The sequence below is a fragment of the Chryseobacterium taichungense genome, assembly GCF_900109935.1.
Classification (GTDB): Bacteria; Bacteroidota; Bacteroidia; order Flavobacteriales; family Weeksellaceae; genus Chryseobacterium; species Chryseobacterium taichungense.
The window spans coordinates 333734-350149 of the sequence record NZ_FOBV01000004.1 but is presented as its reverse complement, the minus strand read 5'-3'; the positions used below and the strand labels follow the sequence as shown (position 1 = coordinate 350149).

General features: G+C 35.4%; 17 protein-coding genes. 7 read left to right on the top strand and 10 right to left on the bottom strand.

The features are described from left to right. Nucleotides 1–185: 185 nt before the first annotated feature. On the bottom strand, nucleotides 186–575 hold the full coding sequence (locus BMW64_RS10930; RefSeq protein ID WP_089999998.1) for a DUF4293 family protein: 390 nt from the start codon (nucleotides 573–575) through the stop codon (nucleotides 186–188). A 145-nt stretch (nucleotides 576–720) separates the two neighbouring features. Here BMW64_RS10930 and rho point away from each other — a divergent pair, with 145 nt between their 5' ends. Together rho and BMW64_RS10920 are read left to right on the top strand one after the other, a co-directional pair. Next, nucleotides 721–2532 (top strand): transcription termination factor Rho, encoded by a 1812-nt coding sequence (gene rho / locus BMW64_RS10925; protein WP_089999997.1) that lies wholly within the window; start codon nucleotides 721–723, stop codon nucleotides 2530–2532. A 213-nt stretch (nucleotides 2533–2745) separates the two neighbouring features. After that, nucleotides 2746–3342, top strand: a complete 597-nt coding sequence (locus BMW64_RS10920; protein ID WP_089999996.1) for a superoxide dismutase — start codon at nucleotides 2746–2748, stop codon at nucleotides 3340–3342. A gap of 52 nt (nucleotides 3343–3394) precedes the next feature. Here the strand turns inward: BMW64_RS10920 and BMW64_RS10915 are convergent, their stop codons facing one another. Further along, complete coding sequence (locus BMW64_RS10915) at nucleotides 3395–3817, bottom strand: DUF6146 family protein (RefSeq protein ID WP_089999995.1); 423 nt, start codon at nucleotides 3815–3817, stop codon at nucleotides 3395–3397. A gap of 44 nt (nucleotides 3818–3861) precedes the next feature. After that, a complete protein-coding gene (locus tag BMW64_RS10910; protein WP_089999994.1) occupies nucleotides 3862–5052 on the bottom strand; it encodes an endonuclease/exonuclease/phosphatase family protein in 1191 nt (396 codons plus the stop codon). 246 nt (nucleotides 5053–5298) lie between these two features. Here BMW64_RS10910 and BMW64_RS10905 point away from each other — a divergent pair, with 246 nt between their 5' ends. Both BMW64_RS10905 and BMW64_RS10900 read left to right on the top strand, forming a co-directional pair. Then, the gene (locus BMW64_RS10905) at nucleotides 5299–8184 is read left to right on the top strand and encodes a carboxypeptidase-like regulatory domain-containing protein (RefSeq protein ID WP_089999993.1); all 2886 of its coding nucleotides are present in this window, start codon (nucleotides 5299–5301) and stop codon (nucleotides 8182–8184) included. 25 nt (nucleotides 8185–8209) lie between these two features. Beyond that, a complete protein-coding gene (locus tag BMW64_RS10900; RefSeq protein ID WP_089999992.1) occupies nucleotides 8210–9628 on the top strand; it encodes a M949_1556 family lipoprotein in 1419 nt (472 codons plus the stop codon). Nucleotides 9629–9736: 108 nt separating this feature from the next. Here BMW64_RS10900 and BMW64_RS10895 read toward each other — a convergent pair whose 3' ends face one another. The 6 genes from BMW64_RS10895 to BMW64_RS10870 all read right to left on the bottom strand — a co-directional run bounded on the left by BMW64_RS10895 (nucleotide 9737) and on the right by BMW64_RS10870 (nucleotide 13798). After that, complete coding sequence (locus tag BMW64_RS10895) at nucleotides 9737–10207, bottom strand: DUF6702 family protein (protein WP_177175270.1); 471 nt, start codon at nucleotides 10205–10207, stop codon at nucleotides 9737–9739. A 58-nt stretch (nucleotides 10208–10265) separates the two neighbouring features. Further along, nucleotides 10266–11018: an LOG family protein gene (locus tag BMW64_RS10890; RefSeq protein WP_089999990.1), complete on the bottom strand. Its 753-nt coding sequence runs from the start codon at nucleotides 11016–11018 to the stop codon at nucleotides 10266–10268. Between the two features lie 6 nt (nucleotides 11019–11024). Continuing rightward, entirely contained in the window at nucleotides 11025–11738 is a 714-nt protein-coding gene (locus BMW64_RS10885; RefSeq protein ID WP_089999989.1) for a nucleotidyltransferase family protein, read from the bottom strand. Between the two features lie 100 nt (nucleotides 11739–11838). Further along, on the bottom strand, nucleotides 11839–12258 hold the full coding sequence (locus BMW64_RS10880; RefSeq protein ID WP_089999988.1) for a RapZ C-terminal domain-containing protein: 420 nt from the start codon (nucleotides 12256–12258) through the stop codon (nucleotides 11839–11841). Between the two features lie 79 nt (nucleotides 12259–12337). Further along, nucleotides 12338–12742 carry a GxxExxY protein gene (locus tag BMW64_RS10875; protein ID WP_089999987.1) on the bottom strand — a complete coding sequence of 135 codons (405 nt, stop codon included), beginning with the start codon at nucleotides 12740–12742 and terminating at the stop codon, nucleotides 12338–12340. Nucleotides 12743–12778: 36 nt separating this feature from the next. Beyond that, a complete protein-coding gene (locus BMW64_RS10870; RefSeq protein WP_089999986.1) occupies nucleotides 12779–13798 on the bottom strand; it encodes an aminoglycoside phosphotransferase family protein in 1020 nt (339 codons plus the stop codon). 48 nt (nucleotides 13799–13846) lie between these two features. Between BMW64_RS10870 and xrtF the strand changes: the two genes are divergently transcribed. The 3 genes from xrtF (at nucleotide 13847) to BMW64_RS10855 (ending at nucleotide 15369) form a co-directional block, all read left to right on the top strand. Continuing rightward, entirely contained in the window at nucleotides 13847–14377 is a 531-nt protein-coding gene (gene xrtF / locus BMW64_RS10865) for an exosortase family protein XrtF (RefSeq protein WP_089999985.1), read from the top strand. Next, nucleotides 14364–14801 carry an exosortase F system-associated membrane protein gene (locus BMW64_RS10860; RefSeq protein WP_089999984.1) on the top strand — a complete coding sequence of 146 codons (438 nt, stop codon included), beginning with the start codon at nucleotides 14364–14366 and terminating at the stop codon, nucleotides 14799–14801. The genes xrtF and BMW64_RS10860 overlap by 14 nt, the downstream gene beginning before the upstream one ends. Nucleotides 14802–15006: 205 nt before the next feature. Next, nucleotides 15007–15369 (top strand): helix-turn-helix domain-containing protein, encoded by a 363-nt coding sequence (locus BMW64_RS10855; protein WP_089999983.1) that lies wholly within the window; start codon nucleotides 15007–15009, stop codon nucleotides 15367–15369. A 28-nt stretch (nucleotides 15370–15397) separates the two neighbouring features. Here BMW64_RS10855 and BMW64_RS10850 read toward each other — a convergent pair whose 3' ends face one another. Continuing rightward, a complete protein-coding gene (locus BMW64_RS10850) occupies nucleotides 15398–16399 on the bottom strand; it encodes a cation diffusion facilitator family transporter (protein WP_089999982.1) in 1002 nt (333 codons plus the stop codon). Nucleotides 16400–16416: the final 17 nt, after the last annotated feature.

Genomic DNA, 16416 nt, shown 5'->3' with positions numbered 1-16416 from the left:
TGCATTTAAATTTGCTTTTATTCCTCAGCTTTTAATCTGCAAAATAATTAATTTAGATTTCCGTAGAATTAATTGTGTATATTTTATTTAGATAAAAAATTAAACATTAGATCTTTGGAATCAGTAGGGAAAAATAAAAAACAGCTCCAAAAGAAGCTGTTCTCACTCAAAAAATCGTTGTAAGGTTATCGAAGTCTGTCTACAGATTTTACGAGCCTCTCATCTTTTTTGATGTATATATTTGATATAAACAAACATATAATCGCAATCAACGGAAATATTGGCTCAATACCCTTCTCAGGAAAATGAATTCCTCCGGATAATTTTAGTAACCAGTACGTCAATACACCAACCAACAAAACGTTTATAATGATGCTGATGTTATTCAGCAAAATTTGTCTTTTTCTGTTTTTATAACTGAATACACTCAATAAACCTATTAAAACAAGGATTACACAAGCAATATCCAGTACAGGGATATCTTCTGAAATGATAACATCCTGTCCCGTAATGAACAGAAATACAGCAGCTAAAACTGCCAGAAATGTCCATATCGTCTGTATTCTTTGTATCATTACAATTAAATTCCTTGCAAAAATAACATAAATTTTGCACAATTCAAAAATAAGTGTAGATTTGCATTATACAAATGTACTTGAAAACAAAAGTCACCGGACTTACTTTTCTTACTCACAATTAATTACATTTTTTACATTAAATATGTTTAACATTGAAACGTTAAGGTCAAAATCCGTAACGGAGCTGACTAAAATCTTAAAGGATTTGGGCGTTAAAGTTGCAAGAAACAGCACTGAAAATGACAAAATCTTTGCAATTCTTGACTTTCAGGCTTCAAATCCAAAAGTGGCGAAAGAATATTTCAACACTACAGAAACCAGTATAACTGCTGAAGAAAAAGCCGCGGAAAAACCCGCAAAAGCACCTGCCAGAAAAGCTGCTCCCAAGAAAACGACAGCTAAACCCAAAGCGGAGGCAAAAGCAGAACAACCAAAGGCTGAAGAAAAGATAGAGACAGAAGAAAAACCTTCTGAAGAACCTCAACAAGAGGAAATAAAAGCCGAAACGGCAACCGCAGCAGAAGAAAACCCTGCCTCTACAGCGAAGAAAAAAAGGAAAAGGGTTCCGGCAACCAATACTGCTACTGCAGAAGCTCAACCGGAAAAACCTGAAACCCAAAAAAACACAGAATCTCAAGAACCTGCTCCGGCAGAAGAAAGGCCAAATATCCCTCAAAATCATCAGGCCAGACCTCAGAAAGGACAAAACAACAATCCGCATAACAACGGAAATCAAAATAAAAACAATCACCAGAATCAAAACCAGAACCAGAATAAGCAGCAACAGCAGCATTCTGAGAAAAACGATGACCAGCAGGAACAGAAAAAAGAATTCAGTTTCGACGGAATGGTTAGCATTGAAGGTGTTCTGGAGATTTTACCGGATAATTACGGATTTTTACGTTCATCAGATTTCAGTTATATTTCTTCGCCGGACGATGTGTATGTTTCTACGGCTCAGATCAGAAATTTCGGTCTGAAGACTGGGGATACCGTAAAAGGAATCGTAAGATTACCTAAAGAAGGTGAAAAATATTTTTCTTTATTAAGACCAACTGAAGTCAACGGACGTGATCTGGCTTTTATCAAAGACCGTGTAGCCTTTGAATATTTAACTCCGCTTTTCCCACAGGAAAAATTTAATCTGGCAGGAAAAGGTTCCACAATTTCCACCAGGGTAGTTGATTTATTCGCGCCGATCGGGAAAGGACAGAGAGCGATGATCGTTGCCCAGCCGAAAACAGGTAAAACCATGTTGTTGAAGGATATTGCGAACTCTATTGCTGCCAATCATCCTGAAGTTTACATGATGGTACTACTGATCGACGAACGTCCTGAAGAAGTTACCGACATGGAAAGAAGTGTAAATGCGGAAGTTATCGCATCAACCTTTGATGAAGCAGCAGAGAAACACGTAAAGGTGGCTAACCTAGTCCTGGCAAAAGCTCAGAGAATGGTAGAATGTGGGCATGATGTTGTAATTTTGTTAGATTCTATTACAAGATTAGCAAGAGCTTATAATACGGTAACACCGGCATCTGGGAAAGTGCTTTCCGGAGGGGTGGATGCTAATGCTCTTCACAAGCCGAAAAGATTTTTCGGGGCAGCCAGAAAAATTGAAGGAGGCGGTTCTTTAACGATCATTGCAACAGCGCTTATTGATACAGGGTCTAAAATGGATGAAGTAATCTTTGAAGAATTCAAAGGAACAGGAAATATGGAACTTCAGCTTGACAGGAAAATTGCCAACAGAAGAATTTATCCGGCCATTGATCTCGTTGCGTCAAGCACGCGTAGAGATGATTTACTCCTTGATGAGGTTACTTCGCAGAGAATGTGGATTTTAAGAAAATATCTTTCTGAAATGAATCCTATCGAAGCAATGGAATTTGTTGATAAAAACATCAAAGGAACTTTAAATAATGAAGAATTCCTGATGTCGATGAATAAATAATAATTAATTTATTTTGTTAAATAGAAAGCACGGATCAATTGGTTCGTGCTTTTGTTTTATATACGCTTGAACTTCTGACTTCATTACTGAATTAAAAATTAATTCATTCTAAATCAATATATCAATGTTAAAGATTTATTAAAGTAATACCTGTTTTTTGAATATCGGCTTATTTATGGTTAAATTTGGGTTAATAACATTAAAAATAAAATTATGTCATTTGAATTACCAAAACTAGGATATGCGTACGATGCATTAGAGCCTACTATTGATGCAAAAACAATGGAAATCCACCATACAAAACATCATCAGGCATATATCGACAACTTAAACAATGCTATTAAAGGAACTGATCTTGAAGGAAAAAGCATTGAAGAAATATGCCAGACAGGAACTGATAAACCTGCTGTAAGAAACAACGGAGGAGGACATTTTAATCATACTTTATTCTGGGAAATCCTTACCCCTGGAGGAAGCAAAGAGCCTGTAGGAAATGTAAAAGCTGCTATTGAAGCATTCGGTGGTTTCGAAAAATTCAAAACTGATTTTTCTGATGCTGCAAAAACAAGATTCGGTTCAGGATGGGCTTGGCTGGTAAAAAATGGTGACGGTTCTGTTGTCGTAACGTCAACACCGAATCAGGATAATCCTTTAATGCCTGTTGCGGACGTAAAAGGAACTCCGGTTCTAGGACTTGACGTTTGGGAACATGCTTATTACCTGAACTACCAAAACAGAAGACCCGACTATGTAGCTGCATTTTTTGATGTGGTAAACTGGGATAAAGTTGAGGAATTATTCAACAAATAATTTAAAACTATTTATAAAAATGAAAAAGGTTCAGAATTGCTCTGAACCTTTTTTAATATCGTGTTGCGTCGCTTCCTGACAATCCATTCATTCTCAAACCGTATTTCCAGTTTACATAGGCGAAAACCTGATACAGCTTGTATTCAAATTTTAATCCGTATTTTTCTTTGGGATCATAATCGATGGAAGATTCGATAATGTTTCTGTACTTTCCTGATGTATAATAGGAATTCCATTCGGAAACCAATAATATATTTCTGCTCTTTAAATAAGATTCAGAATACTGGTTGATTGGCTTTGCAACAGCATTCAGAAAATAATCGAATTGTGTATCAATTACGGTAAGATCCCATTCGCCATCTTCATTTTTTGAAGGTTTCATTTCGGATTTCTCTTTGTCATTTTTATGATCAGTCTGGGCCGAACAGTTAAATGATAGAAGAGAAAGGATACATATTACAACTAAATTTTTCATAGACATAAAGTTATACAAAAAATACTCAAATGAGTACCTTAATTTTATGGCTCTTTCTGGAGAACTACGAATGCCGGAAAGTGGTCACTGTATCCTCCTGTAAACTGATCGCCGTTCCAGGATCTGAAGGGATAACCTCTGTAGTTCCCTTCTTTGTTTATAAGATAAGCAGGAGCGAAAATTTCTGCTTTGTATACTGAATATTCTTTTGTTACCTGATCGGATATCAGGTTTTTAGAAACAATGATCTGATCAAATAAATTGGGTGCATCCTGATAGGCCAGAGATGCTACGCCCTTTTTGTACAAAGGATACATTAAATTAAGATAAGGAGTTGTTTGGCTTAATTCCTTCGGACTTGGCTGGGCTTTAAGGTAATTTTTTAAGCTTGAACTTACCGGATCGTCATTAAAATCACCCATAGCAAATAACTTTGTGTCAGGATCTGCTGCTCGTACACTGTCCATTTGCTGTTTCAATAAGGCTGCAGCAGCATTTCTTTTAGGAAGTGAAACTGCTTCACCTCCTCTCCTGGACGGCCAGTGATTCATGAAAAATGCTACTTTTTCATTATCAAGAAAACCGGTAACTACCAAAATATCTCTGGTATACTCCCTTTTTCCATTGTCGCCGAAAATTTTAAGTTCTTTTTTTAATGAGTTGGTGGGCGTAAATCTTCTCTTGTGATAAATAAGCGCGACATCAATTCCCCGATAATCGTAAGAATTGTAATGAATAATACCGTAGTCATATTTCTTTAATGCAGGTTCTTTAATGAGATCTTCAATTACCTGCCTGTTTTCAACTTCAATGAGTCCTACTACTGCCGGAGCAGTTTTTGTGTACTGAGCGCCCATTTCTGAAATGACTTTTGCTTCGTTGGCAAGTTTTGTTTTATAAACCTTAGTGTTATAATTTTTTGCACTTTTCGGAGTAAATTCATCAGATCCGGTTTGATATCTTATTACTTTTTTGTCGATTAATGCTCCGTCACTCCATATGCCGTCATATTTTTCTGCCTCTAAAAATTTAATAGAATCCAAAGGGATACTCCTGTGAAATGCAGGATTTTTAATGTCTCTTGTTCCATCAATATAATCTGCTGAGCGAATCGTGTCCCAAAGGTTTTCAACATTCAAAAATCCTACTGTTGCAACTTTTCTCAGTGTTCCGTGCTGTTGAGAGAATGTCATGACCGAAAAAATGACGGCCAATAAACTCGAAAATTTCTTCATTATTTTAAATTATCATTAATAATTATTTAATCTTAAAATTTAATTATTTATAATTATAATACTTTGATTAATCATTAAATTAAACGCGTTTTGTTTGACTGTAACTTGTGGTTTTGGTTTTGTTTATTGCAATATTAATAAAAAAAACGACTGTTTTTATGATAAAATGTAAACTTTATTTAAATTTGTCGCCCTAAACTTTTAAGCTCGAAAACTAAGAAGAAAAAAAATTTAAATAAATTACTCATGATGAAAAAATTATCATTAGTCTCTTTATTTACTCTGTTTCCAGCTTCATATTATTTTGCGCAGAGTACTGTATTTGCGTATATTAAGGATGATAATGGGAAACCTGTCGAAAGGGCAGAGGTAGATATTAAAGGGAAAGACAATGATGTGACGGCGGACAAAATCGGATATTTCCAATTTGTTGATCTGATGCCAGGACACTACCAAATTGTAATCACAAAACCAAATTACGAAACAAAAATAATGGAGTTTGATGTGATGGACAATGAGAAGCAGAAGAATCTTGGAGTGATTACCCTCTATTCTGTACTTACAGCTGCAGATCAGGGTTTAGCAATTATCGACACGGGCGGAGATGATGGTGAAACCAGCAATCAGGTTTCTACTGTAGGCTTACTTCAATCTTCTCAAGATGTATTCAACAGAATTTCTGCGTTTGATTTGGGATTTTACTGGTTCCGACCAAGAGGAATTGACGGCAGAACTTCTGAAAATATATTGAACGGTGCTTCAATGGTAAAATCAGATAATGGCAATGTTGATTTTTCTAATTGGGGAGGTCTTAATGAAATTGTAAGATATCCGGAAATTTCTGCCAACCATTCTCCCTCTGAATATGCTTTTGGTGGTGCTAATGGGATCATTTATAAAAATACGAAAGCCAGCGAGTACAGAAAAGGATTTCAGGCTACATATTCCGTTACCAACAGGAATTATCGTCAAAGAGTTTCTTTACGATATACTTCGGGGATGAACAGAAAAGGCTGGGCATTTACGGTTATGGGTGCTAAAAGATGGGCTGAAGAAGGGATTCAGGAAGGAACTTTTTATGATGCGTATGGAACTTATTTAGGTATTGAAAAGAAAATCAATGACAATCATAGCATTACTTTTAATGCTTTTGCTTCACCTTACAGAAGATCAACATCAAGTCCAAGTACTCAGGAAGTTTACGATTACAGAGGGGTACACTACAATTCTTACTGGGGATGGCAGGATGGAGAAAAGAGAAATGAACGGGTGAGAAAAGGCTTTCAGCCTATTTTCCAGTTACAGGATTTCCTGAAAATCAATAGTAAATCAAATTTGTGGACTACAATCTCTTACCAATTCGGAAAAGATAAAGGTTCTAGATTAGACTGGCAGAATGCCCAGAATCCTTCACCGACTTACTACAAAAAATTGCCTAGTTATTATCTGAACAGTATTATCTATAGTCAATATCATAATAATACACCGGCTGTTAACTATGAAAAACTATTCGAAGCATATCAGGCAGCAAATGATAATTGGCTCAATAATAATCAGGACTTTACTCAGATCAACTGGAACGCATTGTACGCGGCAAATCAGGCAAATGATGCTGTTGATCAGGCAGAAATGTCAACAAGATACGGTCTTACAGGAAGAAGAGCTAAATATTTTTTAGTCAATGATGTAAGTGATGATAAAATTTTAAATGCAACAACACATTACACTTATAATTTAAACGATAAGACAAAATTTTTATTAAACGTTTCTTATCAGAATTTCAAATCAGAATATTATAGAGAGGTTAATGATCTTTTGGGAGCTGATTTTGCACTGAATGTCGATCCGTATGCGGATTCTAATAAAGCAGGATCTTCCGGATTTTATAATATAAATGATTCACAATTGGCGAAACATGTTAGCGATAAGATCAATTATGATTATATTCTTAGAAGACAGGATGTAAAAGTAAATCCCGAAGTGAAATTATCATCCGGACAATTTGATATATTCGTTAGTGCTCTTTTAGGCTATTCTACATCAAACAGAGAAGGTCTTTTTAAAAATTATCTTTACCAGAACAACTCTTTCGGAAAAAGCAAGGATTACGATTATTGGAATTATGGTGTAAAAGGGCAGGCTGTTTATAGGCTTAACGGGAGAAATTTCTTTGTCTACAATGGAGCCTATTTTTCTCAGGCGCCTTTCTTAGAAGATATCTTTATCAATCCAAGAGTAAACAATTATTCCGTCCCAAATATTAAAAGTTCTGTTGTCATCGCAAATGATTTAAGTTATGTTATCTCAACGCCTTTGCTGAAATTAAGAGCTACAGGATATCTTGTAAATACACAAAATGACACCAGTGTTCAGCGGTTCTTTGCAGACGGCTTAGTGATTAATATTTCCGAGGCAGATGCAGGAACAGAGGATAAAACAGCCAGCGCATTTGTTACGCAGACCATGTCTAATGTAAATAAGAGAAGCATGGGGGCAGAATTGGGGGTTGACATAAAAGTATTACCCACTCTTTCATTACAGGGTGTTGCAAGCTGGGGAGAATATAAATATACAAACAATCCGGATGTATATATTTCTTCAGATGTAATGGCGGCTCCTTATGCAAACTTAGGAACTGCCTATATAAAAGATTTTAAAGTTGGAGGAACTGCCCAAAAAGCTTTCTCTGCAGGATTCAGATACAGTTCTCCGAAATATTGGTGGTTTGGAGCTAACTGGAATTATCTTGATGATAATAATCTCGATCCTTCTGCGATTCTCAGAACAGATGAATTCATTCAAAACAATAGCAGCAGTACGCCTTTTATTAATCTTGATGATCCGAAAATAGAGCGATACATGCAACAGGTAAAGCTTCCTTCATCATTCTTCGTAAATGCAAACGTCGGAAAATCCTGGATTGCAGGCAAATATTATGTTATGATCTCCGGTTCAGTGAATAATATATTGGATAACAGGAAATATATTACCGGTGGTTTTGAACAAATAAGAAGTGCAAATGGTAATGTAGATTTTGAAAATGACTACAATAGCAGATATCCTAATTTCGCTCCAAAATACTGGTATACGCAAGGACGCTCTTATTTCGTAAATCTACAGCTTAGATTCTAAAAATTAATCACAGAAACATAAAAAAATGAATATAAAAAATTTCTTAAAAATCAGTTTGGGAATAGCCGTATTAGGAGCTGTCCAGCTTTCCTGCATTCATGACGATAAATGGGATGCACCGGAAATTGTATGTAATAATAAATTTAATGCTCCTACCATGACGATGGCTGAGTTTGTGGCACTATCGCCGGCTTCCGGTGTATACACGGTTCCTGCTCAGGACGGCACACACCCTGAAGTAATTTTTGACGGATATGTTGTTTCTTCTGATGGGAATGGAAACTTTTATAAAACACTTGTTTTCCAGGATAAACCACAAAATCCAACGGTAGGATTGGTTGTGGGGATCAATAAATCCCTGAACTATGCTGATTTTCCTGTCGGATCACACATCAGAATCCGGGCAAACGGAATGGTAATCGGGAAATCAAGCGATGTAATCACTTTGGGAGTTAAAGATCCTGATTATGCAATCGGTAGAATTCCTGAATCTATTATCAGCAGATATATTTCAGGTGTTTGTAATGGAGCAGGCCTTGATATCGCAAACATAGTTCCTCAGGAACTGACATTGGCTCAGATCAAGGATCCGAAGTATGTAAATACATTGGCAACTGTTAAAAATGTTCAGTTTGTAAAAAATGAAGTAGGTTTACCTTTAATGAATAAAGATGCATCCGGAGCTTTTGTCGATACAAACAGGACTTTGGTTGATGCTGCCGGAAACACGGGTATTTTAAGAACTGATGGTTTCTTCAAACCAACTTCTTATGTTATTCCTGATAAAAGCGGAGATATTACTTTCGTTGTGAGCAAATATGGAACCGGAGCAACTCCTTACCAAAATATAATCAGAGGAATTAGTGATATTAATTTTACCAGATCACGTTTTGCAGAAGGTGTTTTAGGAGGTACTACTATTTCTTATTCAGGATCATTTACAGAAAATTTTGAAAGTTATCCGGCCAATACTTCTTCTCCGTATTTCAATACATTTCCTAAATACTTAAATTATGCATATACAGGATCCAGATATTGGGAAGTAAGATCTTTTAGCAGCAATAAATACATTCAGCTTTCGGCTAACGGTGGAACAGCGGGTACAGCCTATGATACTTTTTTTATGGTTCCTGTAGATTTTACGGCTGCCAATTCTCTTTCATTCAGAGTAAATGTAGGATATTACAATGGAGTAGCCCTAAAAGTTTATACGACAACAAATTATACTCCGGGTTCAGATATCTCTACTGCTACATTGAATGAAATCACATCAAATTTTACATTTCCTACCGCTCCTGCAAGTGGATATGGAACTTTCGTTTCGGCGGGTACATTCAGCCTTCCGGTTAACCTTACAGGAAATGGATTTATTGTATTTAAATATCAGGGGAACAGTTCAGGAATTACTACAACCGTTCAATTAGATGATATCACGGTTCAATAATCATTGTTGCAATATTAATCTTTAAAGCTGTCTGAAAAAGGCAGCTTTAAGTTTACATTAAAATAAAAAACCACCGCATCAGCAGTGGTTGATATTATTTATTTAATTTTAAAAAGAAACCTCATTCACTTCTTTTCCCCGTTGGAAATTCATTGTCCTTTGTTTTCCTTTATAAGCAATATTGACAAGGTTAATCTGTTTTGGAAAAGCATTCAGAAGGATGGTGTTTTTAATTTTTAAGGTATTGATATCTGAAACGCCTCCGGTCTCAAAATATACCCATACTGTTTCTCCGCTTACCTGACTTCCCGTGAAAGTTACCGTTTTCGGAGAGCCATTGACATACACATCAAAATTATTGTTTACATATTTTTTTACTTCTGCCTCAAAAGCTGCCGTATTAGGGTTTATTTTAATAGCATCGGAAATATGATTGGTATTCATTTTTGTGGTAAACTTCAATGTTTTGCTTCCTTCGATATAGTCCACTTTTGTCATTGAAGAGAAAAAGTCTACATACATGAAACTCATTAACACACAAAGTGCTAATATTCCTGATATATAAAAATAATTTTTCATCTTAGATAATATAGTTACAATCATGATTGTTTATTAAAGGTGACAAATAATATGCCAATTAAAAGTTCACATTTACAGAATACTTATCATAAAATGCTTTGATATGCGCGACTGCTTCATCAGCGGTATCTACCACACGGTAAAGATCGAGATCTTCTTCATGAATCATTTTTTCTTTAAGTAAAGTTGCTTTAAACCAATCCAGCAAGCCACTCCAGAATTCAGTTCCTACTAACACAATAGGGAATCTTCCTATTTTATTGGTCTGAATTAAAGTTAATGCCTCTGTAAATTCATCCAACGTTCCGAAACCTCCCGGCATCACGACAAATCCTTGGGAATATTTTACAAACATGACCTTTCTTACAAAGAAATAGTCGAAGTTCATGGAGTATGATTTATTGATATAAGGATTGAAGTGCTGTTCAAAAGGAAGATCGATATTAAGGCCTATAGATTTGCCCTGAACATTAAAAGCCCCTTTATTTCCTGCTTCCATAATTCCTGGGCCTCCTCCTGTAATAATTCCGAAACCGATTTTTGTGATTTTCTCTGCGATTTCCACCGCCATTTTATAATATTTGCTCTGAGGTTTCAGTCTTGCAGATCCAAAAATAGAAACACACGGGCCTATCTTAGCCAATTTTTCATAACCATCCACAAATTCCGCCATTACTTTGAAAACCATCCAGCTGTCTTTGGTGATGGTTTCGTCCCAGGTCTTCTGACGCAGACTATTCTGGAGCTTTGTTTCATTAATATCAAGTTCAGGATTTACCAAACTTTCGTCTCTGGTTCCTTCAATTCCCATTACAAATTATTTAAAATATTTTTCGGCTTCTGTTATGGATTGCGGTTTTCCGACATCAATAAGGATGCTTTCATGCACAAAACCATGAATCTGCTCAGTCTGCATCAGATCAAGGTATTCTTCCATCACTGAAAATTTGCCTGTTCTTTTAATTTTTTCAAAGATAAAAGGATTAATGCAGTGAATTCCGCTGAAAGCAAGAGCTTTGAAACCTTTATTGAACTCCGCGAGTCTCTGTTCACCGGTTTGCACATTAAGCCAGCCCCTTAAAATCATTTCATCATTGAAAAGCAGTTTTCTCGAACTTTCTCTGTCCGAAACAGCTAATGTAGCAAAATCTTTTATCTTTTTGTGGTATTCTACAAAATGGGTGATGTTCATATCTGTAAGAATATCGGCGTTCATGATCAGAAAATCTTCACCATGATCGAGAAATTTTCTAGCAAAAATTAAGCCGCCACCTGTTTCCAACAGTTCATTGGATTCGTCTGATATCTCTATTTTACATCCAAAATTGTCATTTCGCTTTAAAAAATCAACTATTTGATTTCCAAAATGATGAATATTGATGACAAAGTCATTTATTCCGAAATTTTTTAAATATTTAATATTTCTTTCCAGAAGCGGAATATCATTTACCTTCGCCAAAGCTTTAGGATGATGATCGGTAAATGGTTTCAGCCGGGTTCCCTTTCCCGCCGCAAAAATTAAAGCCTTCATATTTTATGGGTAATAAGTAATTGGTAATGTGTAATCAATGATGATGTAAAATATAGGTAATAGATAATAATTTAACGAAGTTAAAAATATTACTTATTACCTATTGCTTATTACTTATATTAAGTTGGTGCTGTTCATCGTGATGAAGGCTAATTTCAACTTTATTATCGTATTTCTCTTCGATGAAATGTGCTATTTTTATAGCAGAATATACAGATCGGTGCTGTCCTCCCGTACATCCGAAGTTGATCTGAAGATTCTCAAAGCCCCTTTCCAGATAATTATCAATATTAATCGAGATCAGGCTTTTGATTAGTTCTAAAAATTTAGGCATATCGGTTTTTGTTTCCAGGTATTCCTGAACACCGATATCATTTCCGGTCTGGATCTTATATTCTTCAATTCTTCCGGGATTAAGAATTCCACGGCAGTCGAATGTAAAGCCGCCGCCGTTGCCTGTTGTGTCTTTAGGAATTCCTCCTTTTTTGTATGAAAAACTGTGTATGTCGATGTGTAGCATTTCTTTTTAATTTATTTTTTTATTTAACCATTAAGGTCTATTAAGAAGTTAAGTTTAATTAAGATTTGATAAATCAAATTCAGTTTGGCAGTCCTTTAAAATACTCATTAATAAAAGGTTTTAAAGATTTTGTAATATTATCAGTAAAGAAGTTGATCAATAATCCTTGCGGTTTTTTCAATACCTTCATGTATGTCAATAATTGAGCTTCATGAATAGGAAGAACTTCTTCAATGGCTTTTAATTCTACAATAACAATATCGTTTACAAGCAAATCAACAACTAATTTAGTTTCTATATCAATGCCTTCATAATTGATTGTAGTATAAAGTTGTTGCTTTACATTATATCCATTTTTTATAAGTTCAATTTTCAGACATTCTTCATAGATGCTTTCAAGTAAGCCTGGCTCAAGAGTTTTATGAACTTTTATAGCAAAACCTGTTATCTCATAAGATAGTTGTGTAACTTCTTTTTTCGTCATAAAGCTTAATTAAACTTAACTTCTTAAAACAAAATCTTAATGGTTCAAAATTTCCTCAATTTTAAATTTTGTACGATCCAGGCTTAATTGTTCAATTACTCTCTTCAGTTCCGGGTAGTCTCTCATATCGTCCCATGTTTCAGCAAATGCAGTAATGTTTTTGATTCCTTTTTCGAGACTTATTATGAAATGTTGTTTTCTCTGTATCAAACCTCTGAAACCGTAAGCGCCCAGTACCTGAAGAAATCTCATCAGCTGCAACGGTTTTACCGATTCTCTTAGTTGAAGCTTTTTCTCATTATCATCAAACTGATTGATATAGTAATCGAGCATTTCATTTTTAAAATCTTCAGGGAAATTAGCTTTAGCCTGAAACAAAAAAGAGATTACATCATACATGAAAGGACCTTCCATAGCAGACTGGTAATCAATGAATGAAACTTTATTGTATTCGTTCACCATAATGTTTCTTGCCTGAAAATCACGGATCATTAAACCCTTAGGTTGTAAATTTTCAATCAGTGCAGCTATTTTTTTAAATTCTTTCAGTAAAGAAGATTTGTGATATTCCAGCTCAAGAACATCAGCGATGAAATTTTTAAAATAATACAGATCGTGAATTACCGGAAGCTCATCATACCGTTCGTATTCAAAAGCTTTTTCATAATCAATTTTATTCTGGGTGAGAGACTGTAGCTGGTAAAGTTTTTCTAGAGTCTGTCTGACCAAATTTTTTACATTCTCCGAAAGTCCTTCTTTTTCGATAATGTCGGAAAGCGTTTGTTCTCCCAGAAATTCCTGGATGTACATTTTTCTGTCCTTTGAAATTTCACAAATGGAAGGAGTATTTAGATGGAGACCTGAGAAAATTTTTGAATAGTATAAAAAAACTTCATTTTCCCTTATATTTTCGTTACAGGTAACGATGTATTTGTTGTCTTCGGTGACTGCCAGAAAATTCACCCTCGCAGAACCGCTTTGAGCTAACGTGATAAACTCAGAAGATTTCTTTCCTGTAGTATTTTCAAAAAACTGTTTCGCGTTTTCAAAATTCATATTCGAAACAAATATAGTAAATTACAGTCTAATTTTTATCTTTGCATTATGTTAAAGGATTTCAAACCGGTACTGAGTATTTTATTACGCTTCATCACAGTTTATGTGGTGTTGCTTTTAGTATACCAATTTTATTTGAACAGTTTCGCACAGCTAGGGTTAGATTCATTTTCTCATTTCATTGCTGAGCAGGTGAGGGATATTCAGAACTATTTGGGATATCCTACTGAGCTTTTTGACGATATCAAAGGGGAGCAGGTATATTTTAAAGTGAAAGGTATATACGCGACAAGAATGGTGGAAGGATGCAATGCAATATCCGTGATGATTCTTTTTGTATCTTTTGTTTTTGCTTTTTATAAGGGTAAAAAAACTTTCTTTTTTGTAATGGCCGGTCTTCTGATATTGTATCTTATGAATGTCTTGAGAATTGTAGGACTTAATTTGGTAATGACCGATTACAGTCAGTATGGCAAGATCGCCCACGATTACATATTTCCGGCTGTTATTTATGGTACCGTTGTGCTTCTTTGGTTGATATGGATTAAATTTTTTGCGTTACAATATGAAAATACTTAACTGGTTCTTTGTTTTAGTGGGAATTGCAGGACTTATTGCAGTACGGGCATTTGAGGACAGGATTTTTTACGATCCTTTTCTTGAATATTTCCATGAAGCAAATAAGAATATTGCTTTTCCGCACTTTGAATGGGGAAAAATGATTCTAAGCTATATTTTCAGATTTGGGTTAAACCTTTTCTTTTCAGCGATGATCATCTTTTTTTGGTTTAAAAATAAAGTATGGACTTTTCAGGGCATCATATTGATGTGTATCGTCTTTGTAGTTGTATTTCCGGTTTATTTATATTGTATATATGCACAATTTGAGATAGGATATCTCTTTTCATTTTATTTGAGACGGTTTGTGATACAGCCACTGATTCTTTTACTTATTATACCGATGTTTTATTACCGTCGGTATACGTCTGAGAAAGATATTTAGACGTTTAAGACCCATCCGTATACGTTTAACATATGTAATTATACATCTTAAACGTATACGTATTATTATAAGACGCAGACAGATATATTTAAGACGTGTCTCTATCTATATTAAACGTCAATGGATATATCTAAGACGTATAGCGAGGTGTCCTCAACGTCAATCGACCTATTTATAAACCTAACCATTAAGAAAAATAAATATTATGATCAATAGAACATATCTTCGGAAAAGCAATCATCCACATACTCATATAGGGCAATTGGTAAAAAAGGTGATGCGGGATAAAAAGCTCAGCCAGGCTGAGGTGGCAAGACGAATGACGATCAGCCCCTCTTCTCTCGCCAATTATTTCAAACAACCTTCCCTCCAGTTCGGAATCCTCTGGAATCTCGGAATTGCTATGGAATATGATTTTCTTACAGAACTTACTAATTATTATCCTCCCGAATTAATTCTTAATCCCGATTCTAAAGTGATAGCAGAGCTGGATGAAAAAACAAAGCTGATTGCCGACCTTCAGAAAGAAATCAACATTTATAAAAGTGCCTTGGGAATTAAACAATAAAGCCGTTAACAGAGTGTAATTAAATACTTTATTCCTCAGCAGTATGTTTATCCACACAGGTTACATTTTCCGGTGTCCATGTTACTCTTTTTACAAAATCCCTTTCACGTACGGGGCAGTCTGCGATCTGGCAGATAGGGCAGGAGATAGGTTTGCAGTCATCCATATGAAAGTTGAACTCAATACTTCTTTTGGTATTCTTAGCAAGAAGAATGATCATTTTTTCCATTTCATTATGGGCATCGCGCAGACTGTAATACCAGGGCAGAGTAATATGGGCATCGATATGTAAATTCGCTCCGAATTGCTGGATTTTCATATTGTGTACATCAATCCATTCCGTTCGGCGGTTGTTTTCCAGCACTTTAATGATCTGATTCAAAAGATCAGGATCCTGCTCATCCATAATACCGCTCAGGGATTTTCGGATGATCTTATATCCGATAATGATGATGTAAAATCCGAAGAAAAGCGCCACAACAGAATCCAGCCAGTAAATTTTGGTGAAATAAACCACCACTAAACTGATAACAACACCTAATGTCGTAATGGTATCCGACTGAAGATGTTTGCCGGATGAAATCAGTACATGTGAGTTCTCCTGTTTTCCTTTTTTAATGGAGATATATCCTAAAAGATAATTAATAACGGCTGTGGCTGCAATAATGGCAATTCCCCAGTCAAGTTTCTGGAGTATTTTGCCCGTAATAAGGCTGTTGATACCTTCATAAATGATCATGATGCCGGCAATAGCAATCAGCGCACCTTCGATACCGGAAGTAACGAACTCTACTTTTCCGTGTCCGTAAGGATGGTCTTCATCTTTAGGTTTTGCTGCTAAATAGAGAGAATATAATCCCATAAAAGCACTGATGACATTAACGATACTTTCCATGGCATCAGAAAATACGGCATCTGAGCTGGTAAGCTTCCATGCAATGAGCTTTCCGATAAAAAGAATAACCCCAAATGCGGCAATAAGCTTCTGGAAGGCTAATTTATCTTTATTATTATTTTTCTGAACGTTCATAGGTTTGATAAAAAAAA